This window comes from Streptomyces sp. NPDC085481 (assembly GCF_044541845.1).
GTDB lineage: Bacteria > Actinomycetota > Actinomycetes > Streptomycetales > Streptomycetaceae > Streptomyces.
Genome location: NZ_JBITTJ010000007.1, coordinates 172,919 through 196,148, shown reverse-complemented (window position 1 = coordinate 196,148; position 23,230 = coordinate 172,919). Strand labels below are relative to the sequence as shown.

The 23,230-nt window shown below is 73.1% G+C and carries 25 protein-coding genes; 7 read left to right on the top strand and 18 right to left on the bottom strand.

What is annotated here, in order from left to right; translation table 11 throughout:
• Positions 1-14 precede the first annotated feature (14 nt).
• From ACIGEZ_RS17405 to ACIGEZ_RS17370, 8 genes are all read right to left on the bottom strand, one after another.
• Entirely contained in the window at positions 15-647 is a 633-nt protein-coding gene (locus ACIGEZ_RS17405; protein ID WP_399831801.1) for an MBL fold metallo-hydrolase, read from the bottom strand.
• 38 nt (positions 648-685) lie between these two features.
• Positions 686-1,972, bottom strand: coding sequence for an alpha/beta fold hydrolase (locus ACIGEZ_RS17400; protein WP_399832145.1), 1,287 nt, complete (start codon positions 1,970-1,972; stop codon positions 686-688).
• A gap of 35 nt (positions 1,973-2,007) precedes the next feature.
• A complete protein-coding gene (locus ACIGEZ_RS17395; protein ID WP_399831799.1) occupies positions 2,008-2,577 on the bottom strand; it encodes a hypothetical protein in 570 nt (189 codons plus the stop codon).
• On the bottom strand, positions 2,574-3,749 hold the full coding sequence (locus ACIGEZ_RS17390) for an ROK family glucokinase (RefSeq protein WP_399831797.1): 1,176 nt from the start codon (positions 3,747-3,749) through the stop codon (positions 2,574-2,576). The genes ACIGEZ_RS17395 and ACIGEZ_RS17390 overlap by 4 nt, the downstream gene beginning before the upstream one ends.
• Before the next feature lie 36 nt (positions 3,750-3,785).
• Positions 3,786-4,580, bottom strand: a complete 795-nt coding sequence (locus ACIGEZ_RS17385; RefSeq protein WP_399831795.1) for an ATP-binding cassette domain-containing protein — start codon at positions 4,578-4,580, stop codon at positions 3,786-3,788.
• Positions 4,577-5,626, bottom strand: coding sequence for an ABC transporter permease (locus ACIGEZ_RS17380; protein WP_399831793.1), 1,050 nt, complete (start codon positions 5,624-5,626; stop codon positions 4,577-4,579). Before ACIGEZ_RS17380 ends, ACIGEZ_RS17385 begins: the two co-directional genes overlap by 4 nt.
• The gene (locus ACIGEZ_RS17375) at positions 5,623-6,639 is read right to left on the bottom strand and encodes a sugar ABC transporter substrate-binding protein (RefSeq protein WP_399831791.1); all 1,017 of its coding nucleotides are present in this window, start codon (positions 6,637-6,639) and stop codon (positions 5,623-5,625) included. Before ACIGEZ_RS17375 ends, ACIGEZ_RS17380 begins: the two co-directional genes overlap by 4 nt.
• A gap of 77 nt (positions 6,640-6,716) precedes the next feature.
• The gene (locus ACIGEZ_RS17370; protein WP_399831789.1) at positions 6,717-7,493 is read right to left on the bottom strand and encodes a GntR family transcriptional regulator; all 777 of its coding nucleotides are present in this window, start codon (positions 7,491-7,493) and stop codon (positions 6,717-6,719) included.
• A gap of 101 nt (positions 7,494-7,594) precedes the next feature.
• Between ACIGEZ_RS17370 and ACIGEZ_RS17365 the strand changes: the two genes are divergently transcribed.
• Positions 7,595-8,599, top strand: a complete 1,005-nt coding sequence (locus ACIGEZ_RS17365; protein ID WP_399831787.1) for a Gfo/Idh/MocA family oxidoreductase — start codon at positions 7,595-7,597, stop codon at positions 8,597-8,599.
• 67 nt (positions 8,600-8,666) lie between these two features.
• Here the strand turns inward: ACIGEZ_RS17365 and ACIGEZ_RS17360 are convergent, their stop codons facing one another.
• Genes ACIGEZ_RS17360 through ACIGEZ_RS17345 form a run of 4 tightly spaced genes read right to left on the bottom strand, consistent with a single transcriptional unit; the run spans position 8,667 to position 12,214 of the window.
• Complete coding sequence (locus tag ACIGEZ_RS17360; protein WP_399831785.1) at positions 8,667-9,107, bottom strand: PaaI family thioesterase; 441 nt, start codon at positions 9,105-9,107, stop codon at positions 8,667-8,669.
• A gap of 6 nt (positions 9,108-9,113) precedes the next feature.
• Positions 9,114-10,295 carry a cytochrome P450 gene (locus ACIGEZ_RS17355; RefSeq protein ID WP_399831783.1) on the bottom strand — a complete coding sequence of 394 codons (1,182 nt, stop codon included), beginning with the start codon at positions 10,293-10,295 and terminating at the stop codon, positions 9,114-9,116.
• Positions 10,296-10,304: 9 nt separating this feature from the next.
• Positions 10,305-10,988, bottom strand: coding sequence for a response regulator (locus tag ACIGEZ_RS17350; protein ID WP_399831781.1), 684 nt, complete (start codon positions 10,986-10,988; stop codon positions 10,305-10,307).
• Positions 10,985-12,214 (bottom strand): sensor histidine kinase, encoded by a 1,230-nt coding sequence (locus ACIGEZ_RS17345; protein ID WP_399831779.1) that lies wholly within the window; start codon positions 12,212-12,214, stop codon positions 10,985-10,987. The genes ACIGEZ_RS17350 and ACIGEZ_RS17345 overlap by 4 nt, the downstream gene beginning before the upstream one ends.
• 145 nt (positions 12,215-12,359) lie before the next feature.
• On the opposite strand from ACIGEZ_RS17345, the gene ACIGEZ_RS17340 reads away from it, so the two are divergent.
• Positions 12,360-12,578 carry a hypothetical protein gene (locus tag ACIGEZ_RS17340; protein WP_399831777.1) on the top strand — a complete coding sequence of 73 codons (219 nt, stop codon included), beginning with the start codon at positions 12,360-12,362 and terminating at the stop codon, positions 12,576-12,578.
• Between the two features lie 16 nt (positions 12,579-12,594).
• Here ACIGEZ_RS17340 and ACIGEZ_RS17335 read toward each other — a convergent pair whose 3' ends face one another.
• Positions 12,595-13,530 (bottom strand): DMT family transporter, encoded by a 936-nt coding sequence (locus ACIGEZ_RS17335; protein WP_399831775.1) that lies wholly within the window; start codon positions 13,528-13,530, stop codon positions 12,595-12,597.
• A gap of 216 nt (positions 13,531-13,746) precedes the next feature.
• Between ACIGEZ_RS17335 and ACIGEZ_RS17330 the strand changes: the two genes are divergently transcribed.
• The gene (locus tag ACIGEZ_RS17330; protein ID WP_399831773.1) at positions 13,747-14,487 is read left to right on the top strand and encodes an SDR family NAD(P)-dependent oxidoreductase; all 741 of its coding nucleotides are present in this window, start codon (positions 13,747-13,749) and stop codon (positions 14,485-14,487) included.
• A gap of 69 nt (positions 14,488-14,556) precedes the next feature.
• Here ACIGEZ_RS17330 and alc read toward each other — a convergent pair whose 3' ends face one another.
• Complete coding sequence (gene alc / locus ACIGEZ_RS17325; RefSeq protein ID WP_399831771.1) at positions 14,557-15,672, bottom strand: allantoicase; 1,116 nt, start codon at positions 15,670-15,672, stop codon at positions 14,557-14,559.
• Position 15,673: 1 nt separating this feature from the next.
• The gene (gene allB / locus ACIGEZ_RS17320) at positions 15,674-17,008 is read right to left on the bottom strand and encodes an allantoinase AllB (protein WP_399831768.1); all 1,335 of its coding nucleotides are present in this window, start codon (positions 17,006-17,008) and stop codon (positions 15,674-15,676) included.
• Between the two features lie 313 nt (positions 17,009-17,321).
• On the opposite strand from allB, the gene ACIGEZ_RS17315 reads away from it, so the two are divergent.
• The gene (locus ACIGEZ_RS17315; protein WP_399831766.1) at positions 17,322-18,128 is read left to right on the top strand and encodes an IclR family transcriptional regulator; all 807 of its coding nucleotides are present in this window, start codon (positions 17,322-17,324) and stop codon (positions 18,126-18,128) included.
• A 137-nt stretch (positions 18,129-18,265) separates the two neighbouring features.
• Here ACIGEZ_RS17315 and ACIGEZ_RS17310 read toward each other — a convergent pair whose 3' ends face one another.
• Positions 18,266-18,946: an ABC transporter ATP-binding protein gene (locus ACIGEZ_RS17310; protein WP_399831764.1), complete on the bottom strand. Its 681-nt coding sequence runs from the start codon at positions 18,944-18,946 to the stop codon at positions 18,266-18,268.
• On the bottom strand, positions 18,943-20,025 hold the full coding sequence (locus ACIGEZ_RS17305; protein WP_399831762.1) for an ABC transporter permease: 1,083 nt from the start codon (positions 20,023-20,025) through the stop codon (positions 18,943-18,945). The genes ACIGEZ_RS17310 and ACIGEZ_RS17305 overlap by 4 nt, the downstream gene beginning before the upstream one ends.
• 124 nt (positions 20,026-20,149) lie before the next feature.
• Between ACIGEZ_RS17305 and ACIGEZ_RS17300 the strand changes: the two genes are divergently transcribed.
• Both ACIGEZ_RS17300 and ACIGEZ_RS17295 read left to right on the top strand, forming a co-directional pair.
• Positions 20,150-21,310: a sensor histidine kinase gene (locus ACIGEZ_RS17300; RefSeq protein ID WP_399831760.1), complete on the top strand. Its 1,161-nt coding sequence runs from the start codon at positions 20,150-20,152 to the stop codon at positions 21,308-21,310.
• A gap of 3 nt (positions 21,311-21,313) precedes the next feature.
• Positions 21,314-21,940, top strand: coding sequence for a response regulator (locus tag ACIGEZ_RS17295; RefSeq protein WP_399831758.1), 627 nt, complete (start codon positions 21,314-21,316; stop codon positions 21,938-21,940).
• Between the two features lie 77 nt (positions 21,941-22,017).
• Here the strand turns inward: ACIGEZ_RS17295 and ACIGEZ_RS17290 are convergent, their stop codons facing one another.
• Positions 22,018-22,365 carry a DUF5955 family protein gene (locus ACIGEZ_RS17290; RefSeq protein ID WP_399831756.1) on the bottom strand — a complete coding sequence of 116 codons (348 nt, stop codon included), beginning with the start codon at positions 22,363-22,365 and terminating at the stop codon, positions 22,018-22,020.
• A 159-nt stretch (positions 22,366-22,524) separates the two neighbouring features.
• Here ACIGEZ_RS17290 and ACIGEZ_RS17285 point away from each other — a divergent pair, with 159 nt between their 5' ends.
• Positions 22,525-23,148, top strand: coding sequence for an NTP transferase domain-containing protein (locus ACIGEZ_RS17285; protein WP_399831754.1), 624 nt, complete (start codon positions 22,525-22,527; stop codon positions 23,146-23,148).
• Positions 23,149-23,230: the final 82 nt, after the last annotated feature.

The following is a 23,230-nucleotide window of genomic DNA, read 5'->3' as shown; positions in this document are numbered from 1 at the left end:
GGTCCCGGACCGGCTCACAGCTCGGTGGAGTCGCCCGGGGCGAGGCGGCTGTGGTCGGTGCGGCCGAGCCTGCCGAGGTGCCCCGCGTAGATCGGCCGGGCCAGGTCGCTGAGCAGGGCGTCGTGGATGTCGTAGGCGCGGCGCGGCTTGACCTCGCGCACGTAGTCGATGACCTCGGAGATCTTGCTCCAGGGGGCCATCACCGGGACCATCAGGGTCTCCACCGGCTGGTCCGGGACGGTGAGCGCGTCGCCCGGGTGGAAGAGGGAGCCGTCGATCAGGTAGCCGACGTTGGTGACCCGGGGGAGGTCCGGGTGGATCACCGCGTGCAGCTCGCCGTGCACCTGGACGTCGAAGCCGCCCGCGGTGAACGCGTCCCCGTGTCCGACGGTGTGGACCCGCCCCGGGAACGCCGCCGCCAGCTGCTCGGCGACGCTCCGCAGCGTCCACAGCTCGGCGGCCGGGTCGGCCTCCAGGGCGGCCCGCAGCCGTCCCTCGTCGAAGTGGTCGGGGTGCTCGTGGGTGACGAGCAGGACGTCCGCGCCGAGGGCGGCGTCCCGCTCGCTGAACGTGCCGGGGTCGATGACGAGCGTCCGCCCGTCCTTCTCCAGGCGGACACAGGCGTGCGTGTTCTTCGTCAGCTTCACACCACCCACACTAGGGCGTGCCCCAGGGCCCCGGGGCACTACGTCCGGGGTGTGGTGTCCTCCTTGACGACCCGCCGTACCACCCGCAGGGCGCTCTCAGCGGCCGGCAGTCCGCAGTAGACGGCGGTCTGCAGGACGATCTCGCGAAGCTCGTCGGGGGTCAGTCCGTTGCGCAGCGCGGCCCGGGTGTGGTCGGCGAGGGCGTCGAGGTGGCCGCCGGCGATGAGGGCGGCGAGGGTGACGCTGCTGCGGGTGCGACGGTCGAGGCCCTCGCGGCTCCACACCTCGCCCCAGGCGAAGCGGGTGACCAGGTTCTGGAAGTCGGTGCCGAAGTCGTCCTCGAGCACCTCGTCCACATGGGCGTCTCCGAGGATCTCCCGGCGCAGCTTGAGGCCGCTCTCGTACGGGTCCGGGCGCGCCGCCTCTTCCGCCTCGGCCGGGGCCACGGGGGCGAGCTCGCCGGCGGGCACGACGGGGGCGGAGACCGGTGGCATCGGCGGTGCGGTGAGGGCGCCGGTGTCCTGGGCGAGGCCGGCGAAGTGGCCGGTGAGCAGTTCGGTGACGGCCGCGGGCTGCTCGACGGGCGCGAGGTGGGAGGCGCCGGGGACGACCGCGAGCCGGGCGTCGGCGATGCCGGCGACGAGGGTACGGGCCTCGGCCGGGCCGGTGACCCGGTCGTCGGCGCCGACGAGGACGAGGGCGGGCACGCCGATCCGGCCGAGGGCCTCGCGGACGTCGAAGACGGCCAGGGCCTCGCAGGCGGCGATGTAGCAGCCGGGGTCGGTGGTGCGGACCATCTGCACGGCCCAGTCGACGATGGCGGGCTGGGCGGCGGCGAAGGCGGGGGTGAACCACTGCTCGGGGGCGGTGCGGGCGATCGGTTCGAGACCGTTGGTGCGCACGATGACGCCGCGCTGACGGAACTCGTCGGCGCTGCCGAAGCGGGGCGAGGTGGCGACGAGGGCGAGCGAGGCGACCCGGTGCGGGGCGCGCAGGGCGAGGTCGAGGCCGATGGCCCCGCCGAGGGCGCAGCCCGCGTAGCCGAAGCGCTGGATGCCCAGCTCGTCGAGGGTGGCGAGGACCCGGTCGCCGAGCTCGGCGACGGAGCTGACGGGGTGGGCGGGGGCGCCGCCGTGGCCCGGCAGGTCGAAGCGGACGACCCGCCATTCCCGGGTGAGCTCGGGTATCTGGCGGTCCCACATGTGCCAGGTGGTGCCGAGCGAGGGTCCGATGACGAGGACGGGCGCGTCGTCGGGTCCGTCACTCCGGTACTGCAGGGTGGGCGGGTGCGGCGGGGGCGTCTGCGTCTGACTCACTCGCTCCAGGGTAGTGAGCGGCTTGTCGGCTTTTCGTCAGGGGGTCAGGGGGATGTCGTGGAGACCGCGTAGACCCGGGGGAAGGCGGGGTCGGTGAGGTCGACGGTGATGTCGCTGGTGGGCCGCGGCGGCTCTCGGTCGACGCTGGTGCCGGACCAGTCGTGGGTCGGGACGAAGTTCCAGCCGACGATGTCGGCGTCGCGCTCGCCGACGCTGACCTCGCCGCCCCGCAGGGAGGTGCGGCCGGTGCCGCTGTCGTGCAGGAAGGTGTCGAGGCCGTTGGCGGTGGTCGTGAACTGGACGTAGAGGCGGCTGGTCTTCCAGTTGCTGGTCTCGTAGTAGCTGACGTCCCAGGCGTTGGACGGGACGGGGATCTCGAAGACCCGGCGCTTCATCTGGGAGGGCCAGTTGGTCTGGAGGCCGTGGGCGGAGGACTCACGTTCCTTGTCGCGTCCGCTGTCCCGGCTCTGGCCGGCGGAGATCACCAGGTAGCCGGCGGGGATGCCGACGAGGAGCACGATGGTGATGGCGGTGAGCCAGCGGCGGCGCAGCATGTGCCGCCGGTCCTCGGGGAGCTTGCCGTCCGGGGACGCGGCGGGGTGGGGCACGGTCATGAATGCGGGTCCTGGGTGGTGCGGGAGTTCTTGTCGGCGGCGGCGCCGCGCAGGGCCTGGGCGTAGCGGCCGTAGCGCTCGTACCGCTCGACGCGGCGGCGGTTGGCGCGGCGGAAGCGGCGCGCGACGAGCCGGGCGAGGTCGGCGGCGCCGACCATGCCGGCCTCGGGGCCGAGCTGGGCGCGGGCGATCCTGGCCTCGGGGCGGTAGCCGCGGCCGGTGAGGTGGCGCCGGAAGGCGTCCCTGGCGGGGGCGATGAGCAGGTCGTCGGCGGCGGAGACGCCGCCGCCGATGACGAAGCAGGAGGGGTCGAGGGCGGCGGCCAGGTTGGCGAGGCCGACGCCGAGCCACTGGCCGATGTCCTGGAGCAGCTCGACGCACATGGCGTCGCCCTCGCGGGCGAGCTCGGTGATGAGCGGTCCGGTGATGTCGGGGATGTTGCCCTTGACCCGGTCGATGATGTTGTACGCCACCGGGGAGTCGGCGGCGGCGAGCTCGCGGGCCTCGCGGACGAGGGCGTTGCCGGAGCTGTACTGCTCCCAGCAGCCGCGGTTGCCGCAGGGGCAGCGGTGGCCGCCGGGGACGACCTGCATGTGGCCGAACTCGCCGGCGACGCCGTACTTGCCGCGCTTGACCTGGCCGTCCTCCAGGATGGCGCCGCCGATGCCGGTCCCGAGGGTGATCATGACGAGGTGGTCCTCGCCGCGTCCGGCGCCGAAGCGCCACTCCGCCCAGGCGGCCGTGTTGGCGTCGTTGTCCACCATGACGGGGACGGCGAGCCGGTCCTGCAGGGCGTCGCGCAGCGGCTCGTTGCGCCAGGCGAGGTGGGGGGCGAAGAGCACCCTGGCCCGGTCGGCGTCGACCCAGCCGGCCGCGCCGATGCCGACGGCGTGCACGTCGTGGCGGTCGGAGAGGTCGAGGACGAGCTCGGTGATGGTGTCCTCGACGACCTTGGCGCTCTTCGACTTGTCGGGCGTCTCGGTCTTGATCTTCTCCAGGATGTTGCCGTCCGCGTCGACGACCCCGGCCATCACCTTCGTACCGCCGATGTCGATGCCGACGGTCGGCACGCGGGGCGCCGTGAGGTGCGAGCGCCGCTCTCGGGTGCCGACGGTCCGCAGCACGGTGCCACGGGCGGAGCCCCGGTGGGTGAGGTCGCGGTAGGTACTCATCGGCTCGATTCTGCCAGCTGGGGTGTGTGGCGCGCGTTACGAACCGGTGGGGCGCTCCAGCTCGTGACGGAGGTCCTCGAGCTCGCTTCCGCCCGCCATCTGCCGGGTCAACTCGTCCAGGGCGATGGAGTCCTTGGTGTGGCTGCCGGCCATCGTCCCGCGCTTGAGCAGCACGAACCGATCACCGACGAGATAGGCGTGATGCGGGTTGTGGGTGATGAGGACCACGCCGAGGCCCTGGTCACGTGCGGCGGCCACGTACTTCAGGACCACTCCGGACTGCTTGACGCCGAGTGCGGCGGTCGGCTCGTCGAGGACGAGGACCTTGGCGCCGAAGTACACGGCGCGGGCGATGGCCACGCACTGGCGCTCGCCGCCGGAGAGGGTGCCGATGGGCTGGTCGACGTCACGCAGGTCGATGCCCATGCGCAGCAGCTCGGTACGGGTGGTCTCGCGCATCCGGGTGACGTCGAGGCGCCTTAGCGGGCCCTTGCCCCGGGTGGGCTCGGAGCCGAGGAAGAAGTTGCGCCAGACCGGCATCAGGGGGACGACGGCGAGGTCCTGGTAGACGGTGGCGATGCCACGGTCGAGGGCGTCGCGCGGGTTGGCGAGCTCGACCTCCTCGCCCTCGATGCGGAAGGTGCCGCCGTCGTGCCGGTGCAGACCGGCGATGATCTTGATGAGGGTGGACTTGCCGGCGCCGTTGTCGCCGAGGACGCAGGAGATCTCCCCCGCGCCGACCTCCAGGGAGACCCCTTCGAGGGCGCGGATGTTCCCGTAGTACTTGCTGACGTCGGCGAGCTCGACGAGAGGAGTGGCTTCCGTGGTCACTTGGTGGCCTCCACGCGCTTGCGGATCCAGGCGTTCAGGAGGGTCGCGAGCAGCAGCATGGCGCCCAGGAAGAACTTGAACCAGTCGGGGTTCCACTCGGCGTACACGATGCCCTTGCTCGTCATGCCGAAGATGAACGCGCCGACCGCCGAGCCGATGGCGGAGCCGTAGCCGCCGGTGATCAGACAGCCGCCGATGACGGCCGCGATGATGTAGGTCAGCTCGTTGCCGACGCCTTCCCCCGACTGGACGACGTCGAACGAGAAGAGCAGGTGCTGGCCGGAGATCCAGGCGCAGAAGGCGACGCCCATGTAGAGGCCGATCTTGGTCTTGTAGACCGGGACGCCGACCGCGCGGGCGGCGTCGGCGCCGCCGCCGACGGCGAAGATCCAGTTTCCGGCGCGGGTCCGCAGCAGGATCCAGGTGGCGAGGGCGACCAGCGCGAACCACCACAGGATGGTGACCTTGAGCTCGACCCCGCCGACCGTCCACTGGGAGGCGAAGAGCTTCCGCGCGGAGGGGAAGCCCTCCATGTCGGCGATCGTCTTGGTGGAAACGGTGCCGCTGATCAGCTTGGTGAAGCCGAGGTTCAGGCCGGTCAGCATCAGGAAGGTGCCGAGGGTGATGATGAAGCTCGGCAGCTTGGTGCGGGTCAGCATGAAGCCATTGAAGACGCCGATGGCGAGGGTGACGAGCAGCGAGACGCCGACGCCTACCCAGACGTTCGCCGTCATCTGGTAGCTGAACATCGAGGAGACCAGCGCCGAGGTGGTCACCATGACGCCCGCCGAGAGGTCGAACTCGCCGCCGATCATCAGCAGCGCGACCGGCACGGCCATGATGCCGATGGTGGACGCCGCGTACAGGACGGTGCCGAGGCTGGAGGCGCGCAGGAAGCTGTCGGCGACGACCGAGAAGAAGAGGAAGACGGCGATCGCGCCGACGACCGAGCCGAGCTCGGGCCGGGCGAGCAGCTTCTTCAGCGGGGAGGTCCGCAGCAGGCGTTCGTCGACGTGGTCGAGCTCCGGTGGCGGGACGGCGCTCATCGGGTGCCCCGCTCCGTGTAGTCCTCGAGCGCGGCGGCGGCGTCCTTGGTGATGATCTGCGGGCCGGTCAGGACCGGCTTCCCGCCGCCCAGGACGTCGGCGTTGTACTTGTACAGCCAGAGCAGGTCGATCGCCTCGTAGCCCTGGAGGTAGGGCTGCTGGTCTACGGCGAAGCCGAGGGTGCCGGCCGCGAGGGCGCCGGCGACCTTGGCGTTCAGGTCGAAGGTGTCGATCTCGGCCTTGCTGCCGGCGGACTTCTTCGCCTGGACGGCGGCGTCGGCGAACGGCGCGCCGAGGGTGACGACCGCGTCGATGGACGGGTCGGACTGGAGCTTGGCCAGGATGGAGGCCTGGACGTCGGGCATGTTGGTGCCGTCGACGTAGAGGTTCTGCAGGTCGCCGCCGAAGGTCTTCTTCGCGCCGGCGCAGCGCTGCTCGTGACCGACGTTGCCCTGCTCGTGCAGGACGCACAGGGCCTTCTTGCGACCGCGCTTGTCGAGCTCCTCGCCGACGGCCTCGCCGGCGACGGTCTCGTCCTGGCCGATGTGGGTGAGGGCGCCGAAGGCCTTGGACTGGTCGGCGCCGGAGTTCACGGTGATCACCGGGATGCCGGCCCTGACGGCCTTCTCGACGGCCGTCTTCATCGCGTCGGGCTTGGCGAGGGTGACGACGAGGCCGTCCACGCCCTTGGCCACGTACGAGTCGATGAGCTGGGCCTGCTGCTGCGCCTCGTCGCTGTGGGCGTAGAGGAAGTTGATGTTGTCCTTGACGGCGGCCTGCTTGGCGCCGTTCTGGACGATGTCCCAGAAGGTGTCGCCGTCGCCCGAGTGGGTGACCATGGCGAAGGTCCAGCGGGGGGTGTTCACAGCCGCCCGTCCCTGGGCCGCGGCCGCCTTGCGGGCGTCCTCCGCGCGCTTGCCGCCGGTGCTGCTGCAACCCGCGAGCGCGGCGGTCAGAGCCACCGCGAGCACGGCGCCGACGGCCGCGCGTACCCCTGTACGAACCCTGGTCACGAGGCCGTGCCCTCCTTTGTGTCCTTCTGCGTGCATTGCAGTATCGGTCATGGGGGTCGCGCCGATCTTCAGGGGGCCTACCCGCGGGCGAGCAACTGGAACTCGAAGGAGTAGCGCGAGGCCCGGTAGAGGTGGGAGCCGAACTCGACCGCCCGGCCCGTGGCGTCGTAGGTGGTGCGTTCCATCGTGAGCAGCGGGGCGCCCTCCTGCTCGTCGAGCAGCTCCGCCTCGGCGGGCCCTGCGGCGCGGGCCCCGATCGCCTGGCGGGCGCTGTGCAGGGTGAGACCCGCGGCGCGCAGCAGCCGGTAGAGGCCGGTGGCCTCGAGGCGTACGGGGTCGGGTGCGGGGTCGAGGAGCCGGGCGGGGAGGTGGTTGCGCAGGTACGCCATGGGCTCGCCGTGCGCGGAGCGCAGCCGCTCCAGGTAGCGCACCTCCTCGCCCTCGGGCAGCCCGAGCGCGGCGGCGACCTCGGCGCTCGCCGGTTCGAGCCGGTCGACCAGGACCCGGGTGCCGGGCCGCTGTCCGGCCGTCTCCAGGTCGTCGTACAGGCTGCTGAGCTCCAGCGGCCGCCGTACGGTGCTGTGCACGACCTGGGTGCCCACGCCCCTGCGGCGCACGAGCAGGCCCTTGTCGACGAGCGACTGGATGGCCTGCCGGACGGTGGGCCGGGACAGGCCGAGCCGGGTGGCGAGGTCGATCTCGTTGCCGAGCAGGGTGCCCGGGGTCAGCGCGCCGTGCTCGATGGCCGCCTGGAGCTGCTGGGCGAGCTGGAAGTAGAGGGGCACCGGGCTGCTGCGGTCCACGGACAGCTCGGGGATGGGTGGGGGTGAAGGGGACGGCGGCTGCGCAAACACGTCGGGGAGCGTAGCCCCGGGGGCCGGGGACGGGAAGTCGTGTCGTCCGGTTGTCCTGACAATTCCTTGACAGCGGGTCCGTTCCGCACCACCTTGGGGCCATGCGTATCGGACTGATCGGCACGGGACGGATCGGGGCCTTCCACGCGGGGGTGCTCGCCCGGCATCCGGAGGTCGAGGCGCTGGTCCTCGCGGACGCCGATCCGGAGCGGGCCGCGGGGGTGGCGGGCGCGCTGGGGGCCGAAGCGGCGCCGACCGTCGACGCGCTGTTCGCGCACGCGCTGGACGCGGTGGTGATCGCGTCGGCGACCTCCGCGCACGCGGAGCTGATCGCGCGGGCCGCCGGGGCGGGCCTTCCGGCGTTCTGCGAGAAGCCGATCGCCCTGGACGTGCCCCGGACGCTCGCGGCGCTCGGCGCGGTGGCGGCCGCCGGGACCGAGTTGCAGCTGGGGTTCATGCGGCGCTTCGACGCCGGGTACGCGGCGGCGCGCGAGGCCCTGGCGGCCGGGCGGCTCGGCCGCCTGCACACCGTACGGGCGGCGACCTCCGACCCGGCGCCGCCGCCCGCCGCGTACCTGCCGCTGTCGGGCGGGCTGTTCCGGGACTGCCTGGTGCACGACTTCGACATCGTGCGCTGGGTGACCGGGCGGGAGGTCGTGGAGGTGTACGCGACCGGGTCGGACGCGGGGCCGGCGATGTTCCGCGAGGCCGGGGACGTGGACACGGCCGCCGCGCTGCTCACCCTGGACGACGGCACGCTGGTGACGGCGACCGCGACCCGGTGCAACGGCGCCGGCTACGACGTACGGATGGAGCTGGCGGGCGAGCGGGCGCAACTCGCCGTCGGCCTGGACGACCGCACCCCGCTGGAGTCGGTCGAGCCGCAGGGCCCACCGCCGCCCGGGAAGCCGTGGCCCGGCTTCCTGGAGCGGTTCGGCCCCGCGTACGAGGCGGAGCTGGATGCCTTCGTCCATCTGGTGCGCGGTGAGCGGGCCAACCCGTGCGACGGCGGCGAGGCGCTGGCGGCGCTGCGGATCGCGGAGGCGTGCGAGCTGTCGCGCCGGGAGCGCCGGCCGGTGCGGATGGCGGAGATCCCGTCGGCCTGAACGTCCGCGGACCGTGCCATGTCCGCCGGACGCCCCCTCGGACACGCCTCAGGCCGGCGCGATCCCCTCAGCCCGAGCTCAGCACGGTCCCCTGGGCGACCGCGCACAGCGTCTCGGCGCCCGCCGCGTCCACCGTGAGCAGATCGCACCGCACCACGGCCTGCCGCCGCCCCGCGTGCACGACGGACGCGCGGGCGCGCAGCACCGCGCCGACGGCCGGGCGGACGTACTGGATGGAGAAGCCCGCGGTGAGCACGGCGGGGCCGAGGGCCGCGCCCGCGGCGAAGGTGAGCGCGTTGTCGGCGGCGTACGAGAGCACGCCGCCGTGCACGTAGCCGTTCTGCTGCCGGTGCTCCTCCCGGATGTCGAGCTCCAGGGTCGCGGCGCCCGCGCCGAAGGCGGTGATCCGGGCGCCGAGCAGCCGGCTGAAGGGCTGGGCGTCGAGGATCTTCTGCGCGAGGGCGGGGTCGAGTTCGGCGGGCGGGCCGGTGGGCGTCTCGGCGGGCATGGGGGGTCACCATACGACCGGGAGTCGGCGGGTGCCGCGGATCAGCAGGCCGGGCAGCCACTCCAGCGGTCCTGCCTCGGGGTCGAGTTCGAGCCGCGGAAAGCGTTCCAGGAGCGTCCGGATGGCGATCCTGCCCTCCAGGCGGGCGAGCGGAGCGCCCAGGCAGTAGTGGAGGCCGTGCCCGAAGGCCAGGTGGCCGCGCGGGTCGCGGCGGATGTCGAAGCGGTCGGGCTCGGGGAAGCGGCCCGGGTCGTGGGCGCCGGCGGCGAGGCCGACCAGGACGACGGAGCCGGCCGGGACCACCTTGCCGCCGAACGCGACGTCCTCACGCGCGAAGCGGTACGTGGCGGCCTCCACCGGACCGTCGTAGCGCAGCCCCTCCTCGATGGTCCCGTCGATCAGGCCGTCGAAGTCGGCGCGCAGCGCAGCGAGTTGCTCGGGGTGGGCGAGCAGGGCGCGGACCGTGTTGGCGATCAGGTTGACGGTGGTCTCGTGGCCCGCGATCAGCAACAGGTAGGCGAGGGCGCGCAGTTCGGGCAGGGAAAGCCGGTCGCCGTCCTCGGCGCGGGTGGCTATGAGGGCGGAGAGCAGGTCGTCGGCGGGGCCCGCGGCCCGCTTGTCCTCGATGAGCTCGTCGAGGTAGCCGCCGAAGCCGCGGACGGCCTCCTCCTCGGTCATGGCGCCGGTCGGGGTGACGAGTTCGTTGGACCAGGCGCGGAAGGAGTCACGGTCGGCGGCCGGGACGCCGAGCAGTTCGCAGATGACGGTGATGGGCAGCGGGAAGGCGAAGGAGTCGACGAGGTCGGCGCGGCCGGCCGGTGCCATCGCGTCGAGGAGTTCGTCGGTGAGCTGCTGGACGCGCGGGCGCAGGGCTTCGACCCGGCGGCCGGTGAACTCGCCGGCGACGAGCTTGCGCAGCCGGGTGTGGTCGGGCGGGTCGAGGATGAGCAGATTGGGGCCGATGACCTTGAGTTCGAGGAACTCGAAGTCGATGAACGAGGTGGACTTGCCGAACCGCTGGTCGGCCAGGGCGGCGCGGGCCTCCTCGTAACCGACGATCAGCCAGGCCGGAATGCCCTCCGGCGTGAGGATCTCGTGGACCGGACCGGCCGCGCGGATTTTCGCGTAGTACGGGTACGGGTTCGCGGTGAAGTCCGCGCCGTACTCCCGCAGATCGATGACGGACATCGGCCCAGGCTAGGCGCCGCCTTCGCCCTCGTGAAGATCGAGAAGTCCGGCGTCGTGGACGAGGAGGGCGATCTGGACACGGTTGTTGAGGTCGAGTTTGGCCAGAATCCGCGAGACGTGCGTCTTGACGGTGGGGACGCTCAGGTAGAGGGCGGCGGCGATCTCGGCGTTCGACCGGCCCTCGCCGACCGCGACGGCGACCTCCCGCTCCCGCTCGGCGAGCCCGGCGAGGCGCTGGGCGGCGGTGGTCCGGCGGGGCGGTTCCTGCGGCCCGCCGGCGACGTGGGTCATGAGCTGGCGGGTGACGGCCGGGGACAGGACGGGATCGCCGGCGGCCACCCGGCGTACGGCGGTGACGATCTCGGCGGGCGGGGTGTCCTTGAGGACGAAGCCGGCCGCTCCGGCCCGCAGCGCGCGCAGCACCTGTTCATCGGCGTGGAAGGTGGTGAGGACGAGGACCTCGGGGGCGCCGGGCCTGGCGCGCAGCCGCTCGGTGGCGGTGAGGCCGTCGACCTTCGGCATGCGGATGTCCATGAGGACGACGTCGGGGGTGTGCCGGTCGACGAGTCCCGGGACCTCGGCGCCGTCGGCGCCCTCGCCGACGATCACGATGTCCTCGGCGCCGCCGAGCATGAGGGCGAGGCCCGCGCGGACCAGGGGGTCGTCGTCGACGATGAGCAGCCGGATGGTCATACGGGCCACGGTAGCCAGGCGTGCAGGGCGAATCCGCCGTCGGGGGCGGGGCCGTGGCGCATCCGGCCACCGGCGAGGGTGGCTCGTTCGGTGAGGCCGATGAGCCCCTGGCCGGAGCCGGGGACGTGCGGGACGGGCCCGGGGGCGGCGGGATTGTGGACGTCGACGGTCAGTCCGTCGCCGGGGCGGCCGCGCAGGGTGAGGGTGACCTCGGCGCCGGGGGCGTGCTTGCGGGCGTTGGTGAGGGCTTCCTGGGCGATGCGGTAGACGGTGCGGCCGGTGGCGGCGGGGACGGTGTCCGGGTCGGTGACGGTGGAGTCGAGGACGACCTTCATGCCGGCCTCGCGGACCTCGGCGACCAGGGTGTCGAGGGTGGCGAGGGTGGGCTGGGGGCGGTCGGCGGCCTCGTCACCGGGGGTGCGCAGGACGCCGATGATCTCGCGCAGGTCCTGCAGGGCTTCATGGGCGCTGTCGCGGATGACGCCGGCGGCGCGGGCGATCTGCTCGGGCGGGGCGCCGGGGCGGAACTCCAGGGCGCCGGCGTGCACGCTGAGCAGGGTGAGCCGGTGGGCGAGCACGTCGTGCATCTCGCGGGCAATGGCCTCGCGGGCGAGCCGCTGGGCCTGCTCGGCGCGCAGCTCGGCCTCGGCCTCGGCGCGCAGGGCACGGTCGCGCAGCGCCTCGACCAGCCGGCGGCGGGAGCGGACGAGCATGCCCCAGGCGGTGACGAGCAGGATCAGGACGATGCCGATGGCGATGCCGAGGACGACGTTGATGCCCGGGTCGGGGCGGACGAAGGCCTGGACGGTGGAGGCGGCCATGGCGAGCGCGCTGATGGAGGCGACCTCGCGGAAGGGCCGGCGTACGGCCACGCTGAACAGGCTCGCGAGGACGGCGCCGCCCGCGGTGGGCGCGACGACGCTCACCACCGACAGGGTGACGGCGAGTCCTGCGGGCCACCGGCGGCGCAGCCAGAGGGCGCAGCAGGCGAGTCCGCCGGCGATCTGGTCGAGGAGGGCGACGGCCTCGCTGTTGTACGTGGCGCTGGTCTCGGCGGCGAGCAGGCCGACGAACGCGGCCAGCAGGAACAGGGTGGTGTCGACGATCCAGTCCCGCAGGGTGCGCCGCGGCCGCTCCCCCGCGCCGGCCGGTTCGGTCCCGGCGGCCGCGACCAGGTGGGAGGGCAGCAGCCAGGTGTGCCGCGCCGGGCGTGCCGTGCGTGTCATACGGGAAATGTACGCAGGTGAGGGGCCTGCCGCGCGGGTGTGGCGGCCGGCCGATACCAAAGTCGCACAGGGGGGGACTTCGGTCGTGCCCGGTGGGTACCGGCGGCCGACGCGGGCCCGGCGAGGGGTGGATCATGCTCGGGGCATGAAGAGAATCCTCGAGGTCACGGGCTTTCTGGTGATGGTGTTCGGCGTCTGCGGAGTGATCCGCGAACTGACCGACGGCTGGTTCAGGCTGATGGGAGTCACCCGGTTCCTGACGGAGAACGTGGGGTTCCTCCAGGGCCACGAGCTGTTCGCGAACATCCTGATCGCGGCCCTGGGCCTGGTGATCATGATCATGTCGGACCGGGTGAAGGCGTAGCGCCGGGGCGGGACGCCTACGTGGCGCCCCGGTCGGCCGCGCGGCGCCCCCAGGTCGTACCGGCGAGCACGAGGACCGCGCCCGCCAGGCCCAGGGTGCCGGGGCGGTCGCCCGCGAGGGCGATGCCGGCGGCCGCCGCCCAGAGGGGCTCGGTGCCGAGCAGGAGGCTCACGCGGGACGGGGAGGTGCGGCGCACGGCCCACATCTGCACGAAGAAGGCGAACAGCGTGCAGAAGACGGACAGGAAGAGCAGCCCGGCCCACTCGCGCGGCCCGAAGCCGAGCGCCACGGACCACGGGGAGTCGCCGGTGCCGGGGGCGGCGGCGAGGACGGCGAAGACGGCGACGGAGGCGCCGAGTTGCACGGTCGTGAGGGAGAGCGAGTCGGCGCTCTGCACGGACTTGATCCGGGACATCGCCAGCACGTGCACGGTACGGGCGAGCGCGGCGAGCAGCATCAGCAGGTCGCCGGGCGAGGGTGCGGTGAAGCCGCCGCCCTGCGTCAGCAGGACCACGCCCGCCACGGACAGCGCGGCCGCGCCGAGGAACGCGCGGGGCGGCCGGGTCCTGGTGACGACGGCCTCGGCGAGCGGCGTGAAGATCATGGTGAGGCTGATGATCAGGCCCGCGTTGGTGGCGGAGGTGTGGACGACTCCGTACGTCTCCACCAGGAAGATCCCGGCGAGGATCAGCCCGAGGACCGCCGCGCCGCGCCACTGCGCTCCGCTGAGCGCCCGCAGCCTGCGCCATCCGGCGGCGACGAGGACGGGCAGCACCACGGCGAACCGCAGGACCAGGACGGCCAGCACGGTGTGGGTGGTGGTGATGCCCTTGGCGGCGAGGTAGCTGGCGCCCCAGACGACCGCCACGAGCAGGACGGGCAGGTCGGTGAGCCAGGCGCGGCGGGGGGCGCCGAGGGGTACGGGTGCGGCGATGGCCGAGGAAGTCGACATGACGGCCGGTTCTCCCACTCAACTGACTGACGGGGTGGAGACTTCGGCGGCTCGCACGGGGGTGATCACCGTACCCGGACGGGCGCGTGGCGGCTACACCTTTCCGTGGCTGCCGTACACGATCGTCTCGCCGTCCGATTCCCGCCGGCCACGGGACCCCGGCCCGCCTTTGACTGAACTCGCAACGAAGAGTGCGATGTTCCAGAGGAGTCCGACATGAGCAGCATGAGCGGCAAGGCGGTTCTGGTCACCGGCGGCAGCCGTGGCGTGGGCGCGGCGACGGCCGTCCGGCTCGCCGAGGAGGGCGCCGACGTGGCCTTCACGTACGTCCAGGGAGAGGAGCGGGCCCGCGAGGTCGCCGCACGGATCGAGGCGGCCGGCCGCAAGGCGCTGCCGCTGCGGGCGGACGCGGCGAACGCCGGTGACGCGGCGGGCGCCGTGGAGTGGGCCGCGGACGCGCTCGGCCGCCTCGACGTTCTCGTCAACAACGCCGGCATCGGGGTCCTCGGCCCGCTGGAGTCGATCGGCCTCGCCGACGTGGACCGGGTGCTCGACGTGAACGTGCGCGCGGCCTTCCTCGCCTCGCAGGCAGCGGCCGCCCGGATGGAGCGCGGCGGGCGGATCGTCACGATCGGCAGCTGCGTCACCCAGCGGGTGCCCGGCGCCGGCGCGACGCTGTACGCGATGAGCAAGGCGGCCATGATCGGCCTCAACAAGGCGCTCGCCCGGGAGCTGGGCGAGCGCGGCATCACCGCGAACCTCGTCCACCCCGGCCCGACGGACACGGACATGAACCCGGCCGACGGCCCGTACGCCGGGGCCCAGGCGGCCGGGACGGCACTCGGCCGCTTCGGGACCGCCGGCGAGGTGGCCGCGATGGTCGCGTTCCTCACCGGACCGGACGCCGCGTACGTGACGGGGGCGGAGTTCGCGGTGGACGGCGGCCATTCCGCCTGAAACGGGGGTTGCGAGAGCGCACCGGTTGCTGTCGGGCCGGTGCGCTCCCACGTGCCGGGCGGGGTGTCGTTACCCGCCCAGTTCCTGGTGGCGGGCGGTCAGCCGCGCCGTGCCCGCCTCGGTGAGGGAGCCGAAGAGCCGGAGACGGGAGATGCCGCCGTCGGGGTAGATGTCGATCCGGACCCGCGAGCCGACCGCCGGGGTGTCCAGGACGAAGCGGTGGTTGGTGTCGGGCTGGAGGCGGGTCCGGGGCAGGATCTCGGTCCAGTCCTCGGAGCCCTCGGCGGCCACCGAAAGGGCGGCCCAGCCGGCGCTGTTGCCCTTGAGGTACGCGGTGTCGATCTCGACGGCGCGGATCTCGGACTCGGCGGCCAGGCTGTAGCGGATCCAGTCGTTGCCCTTGTCGCGGCGGCGGCGGGTCTCCCAGCCGTCGTCCATCTTGCGGGAGCGGCCGGGCTGGATGGTGTTGGTGGCCGGGGAGTAGAAGCGGTCGGACGCGTCCTCGACCTGGGCGCCGTTCTCCAGGGCCGCGAGGTCGAAGGTGCCGAGCACGCCGAGCCACTTCGGGTCGGGGGCGACCTCGCCGTACACGCGCAGGCGGGCGATGCCGCCGTCGGGGTGCTGGTTGACCCGGAGGTGGGTGAAGCGCTGCTCGACGTCGACCGCGAAGCCGTTGGCGGCGTGGCCGCCGATGGCGGTGCGCGGGACGAGCGTCGTCCACTTCACGTCGTCGGCGAGCAGCTCCTCGGGCGAGGGCGAGCCCGCGACCGAGGCGGCCTCGACGGACACGGCCTGCGGGTAGTTGCCCCGGAAGTGGGCGGTGTCGACGACGATGCCGCGGATCACGCCGGGGGCGCCGAGGCGTACGAGCGCCCAGTCGTGGTCGTCCGCGGTGGGGTGCGGCACCTGGGCGGAGACGCCACGGCGGCGGCGGGTCTCCCAGCCGTCCATGATCTTGCCCTTGTGGCCGAAGTGCTCGGGGTCGAACTCGGCGGCCTCGGGCTTCAGCAGGTTCTCGCGCTCGGCGAAGAACTCGTCGTTGGCGGCGATCACACCCGCGCCCAGGCGCCGGTCGGCGAGGTCCGCGTACTGCGTGAAGGGGAAGTCGGCGGTGCGGTAGTCGGCGTACGGGTCGCCGCCGCCGTAGGGGCTGGCGTCGCCGGTGAAGCTCGGTATGGCGGACACGTCAGTTGTTCCTTTCGAGGAGGCGGCCGGAGGGCTCGGCGAGGGCGCCGCGGTCGGCGATCCGCTCTCCGCGCAGCCAGGTGGAGGTGACGACGCCGTGCAGGGTCTTGCCCGCGTAGGCGGTGACCCGGTTGCGGTGCTGGAGCTCCGCCGGGTCGACGGTGAAGGTGGCGTCCGGGTCGAGCACGGCGAAGTCGGCGTCGCGGCCGGCCTCGATGGCGCCCTTCCGGGTGAGGCCGGCGAGACGGGCCGGCCCCTCCGACATCCAGCGGGCGACGTCCGTCAGGTCGTAACCGCGGCGGCGTGCCTCGGTCCAGATGGCGGGCAGGCCGAGCTGGAGGGAGGAGATGCCGCCCCAGGCGGAGGCGAAGTCCGCCGTCTTGAGGTCGGCGGTGGACGGCGAGTGGTCCGAGACGATGCAGTCGACGGTGCCGTCGGCCAGGCCCTGCCAGAGCAGGTCCTGGTTGGCCGACTCGCGGATCGGCGGACAGCACTTGAACTCGGTGGCGCCGTCCGGGACCTCCTCGGCCGTGAGGGTGAGGAAGTGCGGGCAGGACTCGACGGTGATCTTCACGCCCTCGGCCTTGGCGGCGGCGATCAGCGGCAGCGCGTCGGAGGAGGACAGGTGCAGGACGTGCACGCGGGCGTCGAGGCGGCGGGCCTGGTTGATCAGGTTCTCGATCGCGGTGTTCTCGGCGTCGCGGGGCCGGGAGGCGAGGAAGTCGGCGTACTTCTCGCCGCTCTTCTGCGGGGCGGCGGCGAGGTGGTGCGGGTCCTCGGCGTGCACGATCATCAGACCGCCGAACCCGGCGATCTCGGCGAGCGCATTCGCCAGCTGCTCCTGGTCGAGCTCGGGGAACTCCTCGACGCCGGAAGGCGAAAGGAAGCACTTGAAGCCGAAGACGCCGGCGTCGTGCAGCGGGCGCAGGTCCTTGACGTTGTCGGGCAGCGCGCCGCCCCAGAAGCCGGTGTCGACGTGCGCCTTGGGGCGGGCGACGTCCTGCTTGATCCGCAGGTTCTCGACCGTGGTGGTGGGCGGCAGCGAGTTGAGCGGCATGTCGATCAGGGTGGTGATGCCGCCGGCGGCCGCGGCGCGGGTGGCGGTCCAGAAGCCCTCCCACTCGGTGCGGCCGGGGTCGTTCACGTGGACGTGGGTGTCGACGAGTCCGGGCAGGACGACGTCGTCACCGACGTCCTCGAGCCGCGCGCCGGCCGGTACCTCGGCGTCGTACGGCAGCACGGCGACGATGGTGCCGCCGGATACGGCGATGGCCGCGGGCCGCGTCCCCTCCGGGGTGATGACGCGTGTCGAGCGCAGTACCAGGTTGACGTCCACCCGTACCCCTTCCAGCAGAATTTCAACGAACTGTTGAAGGAGTCTTCACTTCAGGACGACGTGTCGTCAAGGGCACACTTCCAGCATGAGACGTTGACCAACCGCACTTGGATGTTTCCATGAAGTGGAATGGAAATTTCGTACAGTAGAACGTAGCTCCGCACATGCGGGCGGACCAGGATCCCTCCGGGCAGCTGCCGACAACGGACAAACACCCCCCTGACCGGCCCGGACACCGCAACCTGGGCCGTGTGTACGGCCCGGCGGCCCGGTAGGCTGCTGCCTTGCCCGCCTGCCCCGAAAGGACCTTGACGTGCCGACGTCCAGCGCCAGCACCACCGACGCCGCCAAGCCCGCCGCGAGCGGGGGCGTCCAGTCCCTCGAGCGTGCCTTCGACCTCCTGGAGCGGATGGCCGACGCAGGCGGCGAGGTCGGGCTGAGCGAACTCTCCGCCAGCAGCGGGCTGCCGCTGCCCACCATCCACCGCCTCATGCGCACCCTCGTGGCCTGCGGATACGTCCGCCAGCAGCCCAACCGCCGGTACGCACTCGGCCCCCGCCTGATCCGCCTCGGCGAGTCCGCCTCGCGGCTGCTCGGCACCTGGGCCCGCCCGTATCTGGCGCGCCTGGTGGAGGAGACCGGCGAGACGGCCAACATGGCCCTGCTCGACGGCGACGAGATCGTGTACGTCGCACAGGTGCCCTCCAAGCACTCCATGCGCATGTTCACCGAGGTCGGCCGCCGCGTACTGCCGCACTCCACGGGCGTCGGCAAGGCGCTGCTCGCGCACACCCCGGCGGACGAGGTGCGCGCGCTGCTCGCCCGTACCGGCATGCCCGCCGCGACCGAGAAGACCATCACCACGCCCGAGGGCTTCCTCGACGCCCTCGCGGCCGTACGCGAAACCGGTTATGCGGTCGACGACAACGAGCAGGAGATAGGGGTCCGCTGCCTCGCGGTCTCCGTGCCCGACTCCCCCACCGCGGCGGCCATCTCCATCTCCGGCCCGGCCGGACGCGTGACGGAGGCGGCGACCGAGAAGATCGTCCCGATCCTCCAGCAGGTCGCCGAGGAGCTCTCGGCTGCGCTCGCGAACACCGCGGGCAACGGGCAGGGCTGACCCTTCCGTACGCAGGGCTGACCCTTCCGTACGCAGGGCTGACCCCTTATGCACGTACGGGAAGCGCCCGGTGCCGTCGGCGAATTCGACGGCTCCGGGCGCTTTCCCGTATCCCGTACCCACGGGCGTTCGCGGGGTCAGACCCTCGCCTCCTCCACGAGCCGCCCGTCCCGCACCGTCACCGTCCGGTCCGCCCGCCCCAGGTGCGTGCGGTCGTGCGTGACCAGGACCGTCGCCGTTCCCCGCTCCGCGGTCAGCCCGGCCAGCAGCTCCATGACCGCCGCGCCCCGCTCGTGGTCCAGGGCGCTGGTCGGCTCGTCCACCAGCAGGACCGAGGGCTCGTTCATCAGGGCCCGCGCGATGTTGACGCGCTGGCGCTGGCCGCCGGAGAGCTGGTGCGGGCGGCGGTGGGCCTGATCGCCGAGCCCGACCGCGTCGAGCAGCTCCGCCGCCCGCCCGCGCATCGCGCGGCTCGTCCGTCCGGAGAGGTGCGCCATCACCTGGAGCTGTTCCAGGGCCGTGAGCGAGGGCAGCAGGTTGGGCTGCTGGAAGACGATGCCGATCCGCTCGCGCCGCAGCTGCGCCTTGGCGGCCTGGCTGAGCGGCCCCGTCTCCGTACCGGCGACGACCACCCGGCCGTGGTCCGGGGTGACCAGCGTCGCGGCCACCGCGAGCAGGCTGGACTTGCCGGAGCCCGAGGGGCCGACGACCGCGGTGAGGCGGCCGGCCGGGACGTCCAGGGATACCGCGTCCAGGGCGGTGAGCCGGCCGTCGCCGTCCGGGTAGGTCAGGGTCACTTCTTCGAGCAGCAGACTCATCGGGCGCTCCCAAGGGCCGTCAGCGGGTCGACGGCGGTGATCCGCCGGATGGACAGGGCCGCGCCGAGCACCCCGAGCACGATCATCACGGCGGCCGGGCCGAGCACGGTCAGCGGCCGGAGCACGAAGGGCACGTCCCCGCCGCTGATCAGCGCGCCGAAGCCGACCGCGAGACCGGTGCCGAGCAGTGTGCCGGCGCTCAGCATGACCACGGCCTGCCCGAGCGCGTCCTTCAACAGGTACGGGGTGGAGGCGCCGAGCGCCTTGAGGACGGCCACGTCACCGCTGCGCTGGATGGTCCAGACGGTGAAGAAGGCTCCTATGACGAGGGCGGAGATGACGAAGAGGAAGCCGCGCATGAGCTGCAGCGAGCCGTTCTCGGCCTGGTAGGACCCTATGGCGGTGAGCGCCTCCTCGACGGTCCTCGCGGCCGTCCCGGTGGCCTTGTCCCCGGCCGCCCAGTCCACGCCCGCCCCGCTCAGCGCGATGACGGTGGCCTGCTCCTGCGGGGTGGTGCCGCTGTGCCCGAGCCGCTGCCAGTCGTCGAGTGAGGTCCAGACGACGGGCGTGTGGCTGTAGGAGGCGTCCCCGGCGATCGCGGCGACGGTGGCCCCCAGGGTGCCGAGGCGCACCGCGTCCCCGACCCGGACGCCCAGCTCCTTCGCCGCGGACTCCGACAGGACGGCCCGGCCGGGACCGAGCTTCCCGCTCTCCGGGGCGAGACCTCCGCCCGGATCCGTACCGAAGGCGGACAGCGCGGCGGTGCGGTCGCCCGCGGTGGCGTTGAGGGTGCGGATGCCGAGCGGCTCGGCGCTGCGCACGCCCGGGCGGCCGGCCAGGTCGCGCCACTGGCGCTCGGTGACGGTCGAGTTGGTGAAGGAGACCGACTGCCCGTCGGGCGGCGCGGCGAAGGCGAGCCGGTCCGCCGGCAGACCGGTGATCGCCGAGATGTTCTCGCGGGCGAGCCCGGCGGTCAGCCCCGACAGCAGTCCGACGAGCAGCGTGATCAGGACGATCACCGTGCCCATCAAGGTGAATCGCCCCTTGGCGAATCTCAGGTCTCTCCATGCCACGAACATGGGGCCAAGCCTGCTCGGCCCGGACGGCATCGGGCATCGCGCCACGGATGGCTCCGCAATCAAACTTTCGGTTGAGTCCGGATTGTCCGGGCCGGCCCTCACCCGCGCATACGCTGGACGGACCATGGATCCCCGATCGCTCACCCCCGCCCTGCGCGCCCTGCGGCTCTGCCTCCATCTGCTGATGGCGGGGCTGCTCGCGCTCGCCGCGCTGCGCGCCGACTCGGCGGCGGGGATCGCGGCGGCGGCGCTGACCGGCGCGGTGTACGCGGCCGGTTCGCTGCTGCCGTCGGTGCGGGAGTCTCAGCGGGCGGCCGCGGTGTGGCTGGCCGGCCTGTGCGCGGCCTGGCTGCTGCTCCTCGTCGCCGCGCCCGACGGGCTGTGGGTGGCCTTCCCGCTCTACTTCCTCCAGCTGCACCTGCTGCCGGCGCGCTGGTCGCTGCCGGCCGTGGCGCTGACCGCGGGCGCCGCGATCCTCTCGTACGTGGGCCACGGCGCCCCGCTCAACCCCGGGGTGTTCATCGGCCCGCTGCTCGGCGCGGCGGTCGCGGTCGCCACCGTGCTCGGCTACCAGGCGCTGTACCGGGAGAACGAGCGGCGCCGCCGGCTGATCGAGGAGCTGATCTCCACCCGGGCCGAACTCGCCGCGGCGGAACGGCACGCGGGGACGCTCGCCGAGCGGGAGCGGCTGGCCCGGGAGATCCACGACACACTCGCCCAGGGGCTCTCCTCGATCCAGTTGCTGCTGCGGGCCGCCGAGCGGGCGCTGCCGGAGGGCTCGCCGGCCGCCGGGCACATCGACGGGGCCCGGCGGGCCGCGCAGGACAACCTGGCGGAGGCCCGCCGGTTCGTCCGGGCGCTCGCCCCGCCCGGCCTGGAGCACGGCTCGCTCGCAGGAGCCCTGGAGCGACTGTGCGGCACGGCCGGTCCCGAGGGTCCGCGGGTGCGGTTCTCGGTGAGCGGGACGCCGGCCGAACTGCCCACCCCGTACGAGGTGGCGCTGCTGCGGATCGCCCAGTCGGCGCTCGCGAACACCGTCCGGCACGCCGCCGCCTCGCGGGCGGAGATCACGCTGTCGTTCATGGGCGGGTCGGTGACCCTGGACGTCGTGGACGACGGCAAGGGATTCGATCCCGGCTCCGTACGACCGTCCTCCGAGGGCGGTTTCGGACTGCCGGCCATGCGCTCGCGGGCCGAGTCACTGGGCGGCGCCTTCACCGTCGAGTCCGCCCCCGGCCAGGGCACCGCCGTGGCCGTCTCCCTTCCGCTGCCCGCTGGAGCCTGACGCATGACCATCCGACTGCTGCTCGCCGACGACCATCCGGTGGTACGGGCCGGGTTGCGCGCCGTCCTGGACACCGAGCCGGACTTCACGGTGACCGGGGAGGCCGCGACCGCCGAGCGGGCGGTGGAGCTGGCCGCCGCCGGGGGCGTGGACGTGGTCCTGATGGACCTCCAGTTCGGTGCCGGGATGCACGGCTCGGAGGCCACGGCCGCGATCACTGCCGTACCGGGCGGGCCGCGGGTGCTCGTCCTGACGACGTACGACACGGACGCGGACATCCTGGCGGCGGTGGAGGCCGGGGCCTCGGGCTACCTCCTGAAGGACGCCCCGCCGGAGGAGCTCGCCGCCGCGGTACGGACGGCCGCCGCCGGCCAGTCGGCGCTCGCCCCCGCGGTGGCGCACCGGCTGATGGACCGGATGCGGACCCCGGCGGAGGCGCTGACCAGGCGGGAGCTGGAGGTGCTCCAGCTGGTGGGCGAGGGCCTGTCGAACCAGCAGATCAGCAAGGCGCTCTTCCTGAGCCAGGCGACGGTGAAGTCCCATCTGGTGCACATCTTCGCCAAGCTGGGCGTCGACTCGCGGACGGCGGCGGTGGCGGCGGCGACGGCGCGGCGGCTGATCAGGCGCTGAACGGCGGCCCCCGTGGGTCCCGAAGCGCCTCCGGCCCGCACCGACGGGCCTACTCACGCACCGCCAGGCCCTCCGGCTCACGCGCCGCCAGGCCCTCCGGCCACGCTGGCCGGCGGCGCGGGCGGCGGACCGAACAGCTCGACGGCACGACGGACGCCCGCGAGCCCCTCGGCGAGGGCGCTGACGGAACCGAGCGCGCCCGCGATCAGCAACAGGGACCGCTGGAGCCGCCACACCTCGGGCGCGCCGCTCACGGCCATGGCGTCGAGGGCGGCGAGCTCGTCCTCGGCGATCCCCCGGTCGGCGAACTCCCTGCGGTGACCGGCCAGCTCACGCCGTAACCGGGACACGGCGGCGCGCAGTTCCGCCACCCTCGGGTCCACGCCGTCAGCGCTCACTCGCCTCTGCCCCACGCTTCGCAACATGGATTCCCCCCTTGCGCACGTCACTGTGCCGACCGCCGGCCTGCGGTCGGGCGCCCGGGGTCGCGGGCCAGTTAACTCCTTCGCGCGCCCGGCGCGCCAGCGGGCGGACGCAACTTCAGGCATCCGTGTGGTGGGGGCCTGATGCGGTATGCAGTCCCCATGACTGAAGTGACGGAAGAATCCGCCGGAGAGCCCTTGATCGCGGGCCTGCTGCTCGCCGCGGGGGGCGGGCGGCGGCTCGGGGGCCGGCCCAAGGCGCTGCTGACGCATCGCGGGCGGCCGCTGGTGGAGTACGCGGTGCGGGTGCTGCGTGAGGGTGGGTGCGAGGTCGTGCATGTGGTGGTGGGTGCCGCCGCGGCGCGGGTGCGGGAGGAGGCACGGCTCGAGGGGTGCGTCCTGGTGGACAACCCGGAGTGGGGCGAGGGCATGGGCTCCTCGTTGCGGGCCGGGCTCGCGTCGCTCAGGGCGGCGGCGCTGCCGGTGGACGCGGCACTGGTGTCGCTCGTGGACCAGCCGGGGATCGGTGCGGCGGCGGTGACCCGGGTGCGGGCGGCGTATCGCGGGCGGGACACGCTGGCGGCGGCCTCGTACGAGGGGAAGCGCGGGCATCCGGTGCTGTTCGGGGCGGACCGCTGGGCCGGGATCGCGGCGGGGGCGGTGGGCGACCAGGGGGCGCGGGACTACCTGAAGACGCACCGGGATGCGATCACGCTCGTGGACTGTTCGGATGTGGCCGAGCCGTACGACATCGACACGGAGGCGGACCTGGTGCACCTGGAGTGAGGGTGGTGGCACCCAGCGCCACGTTGTGTCGACCCGAAGAATCTCGACATCAACAAACCATTGAACTTCCACCATGAGGAAA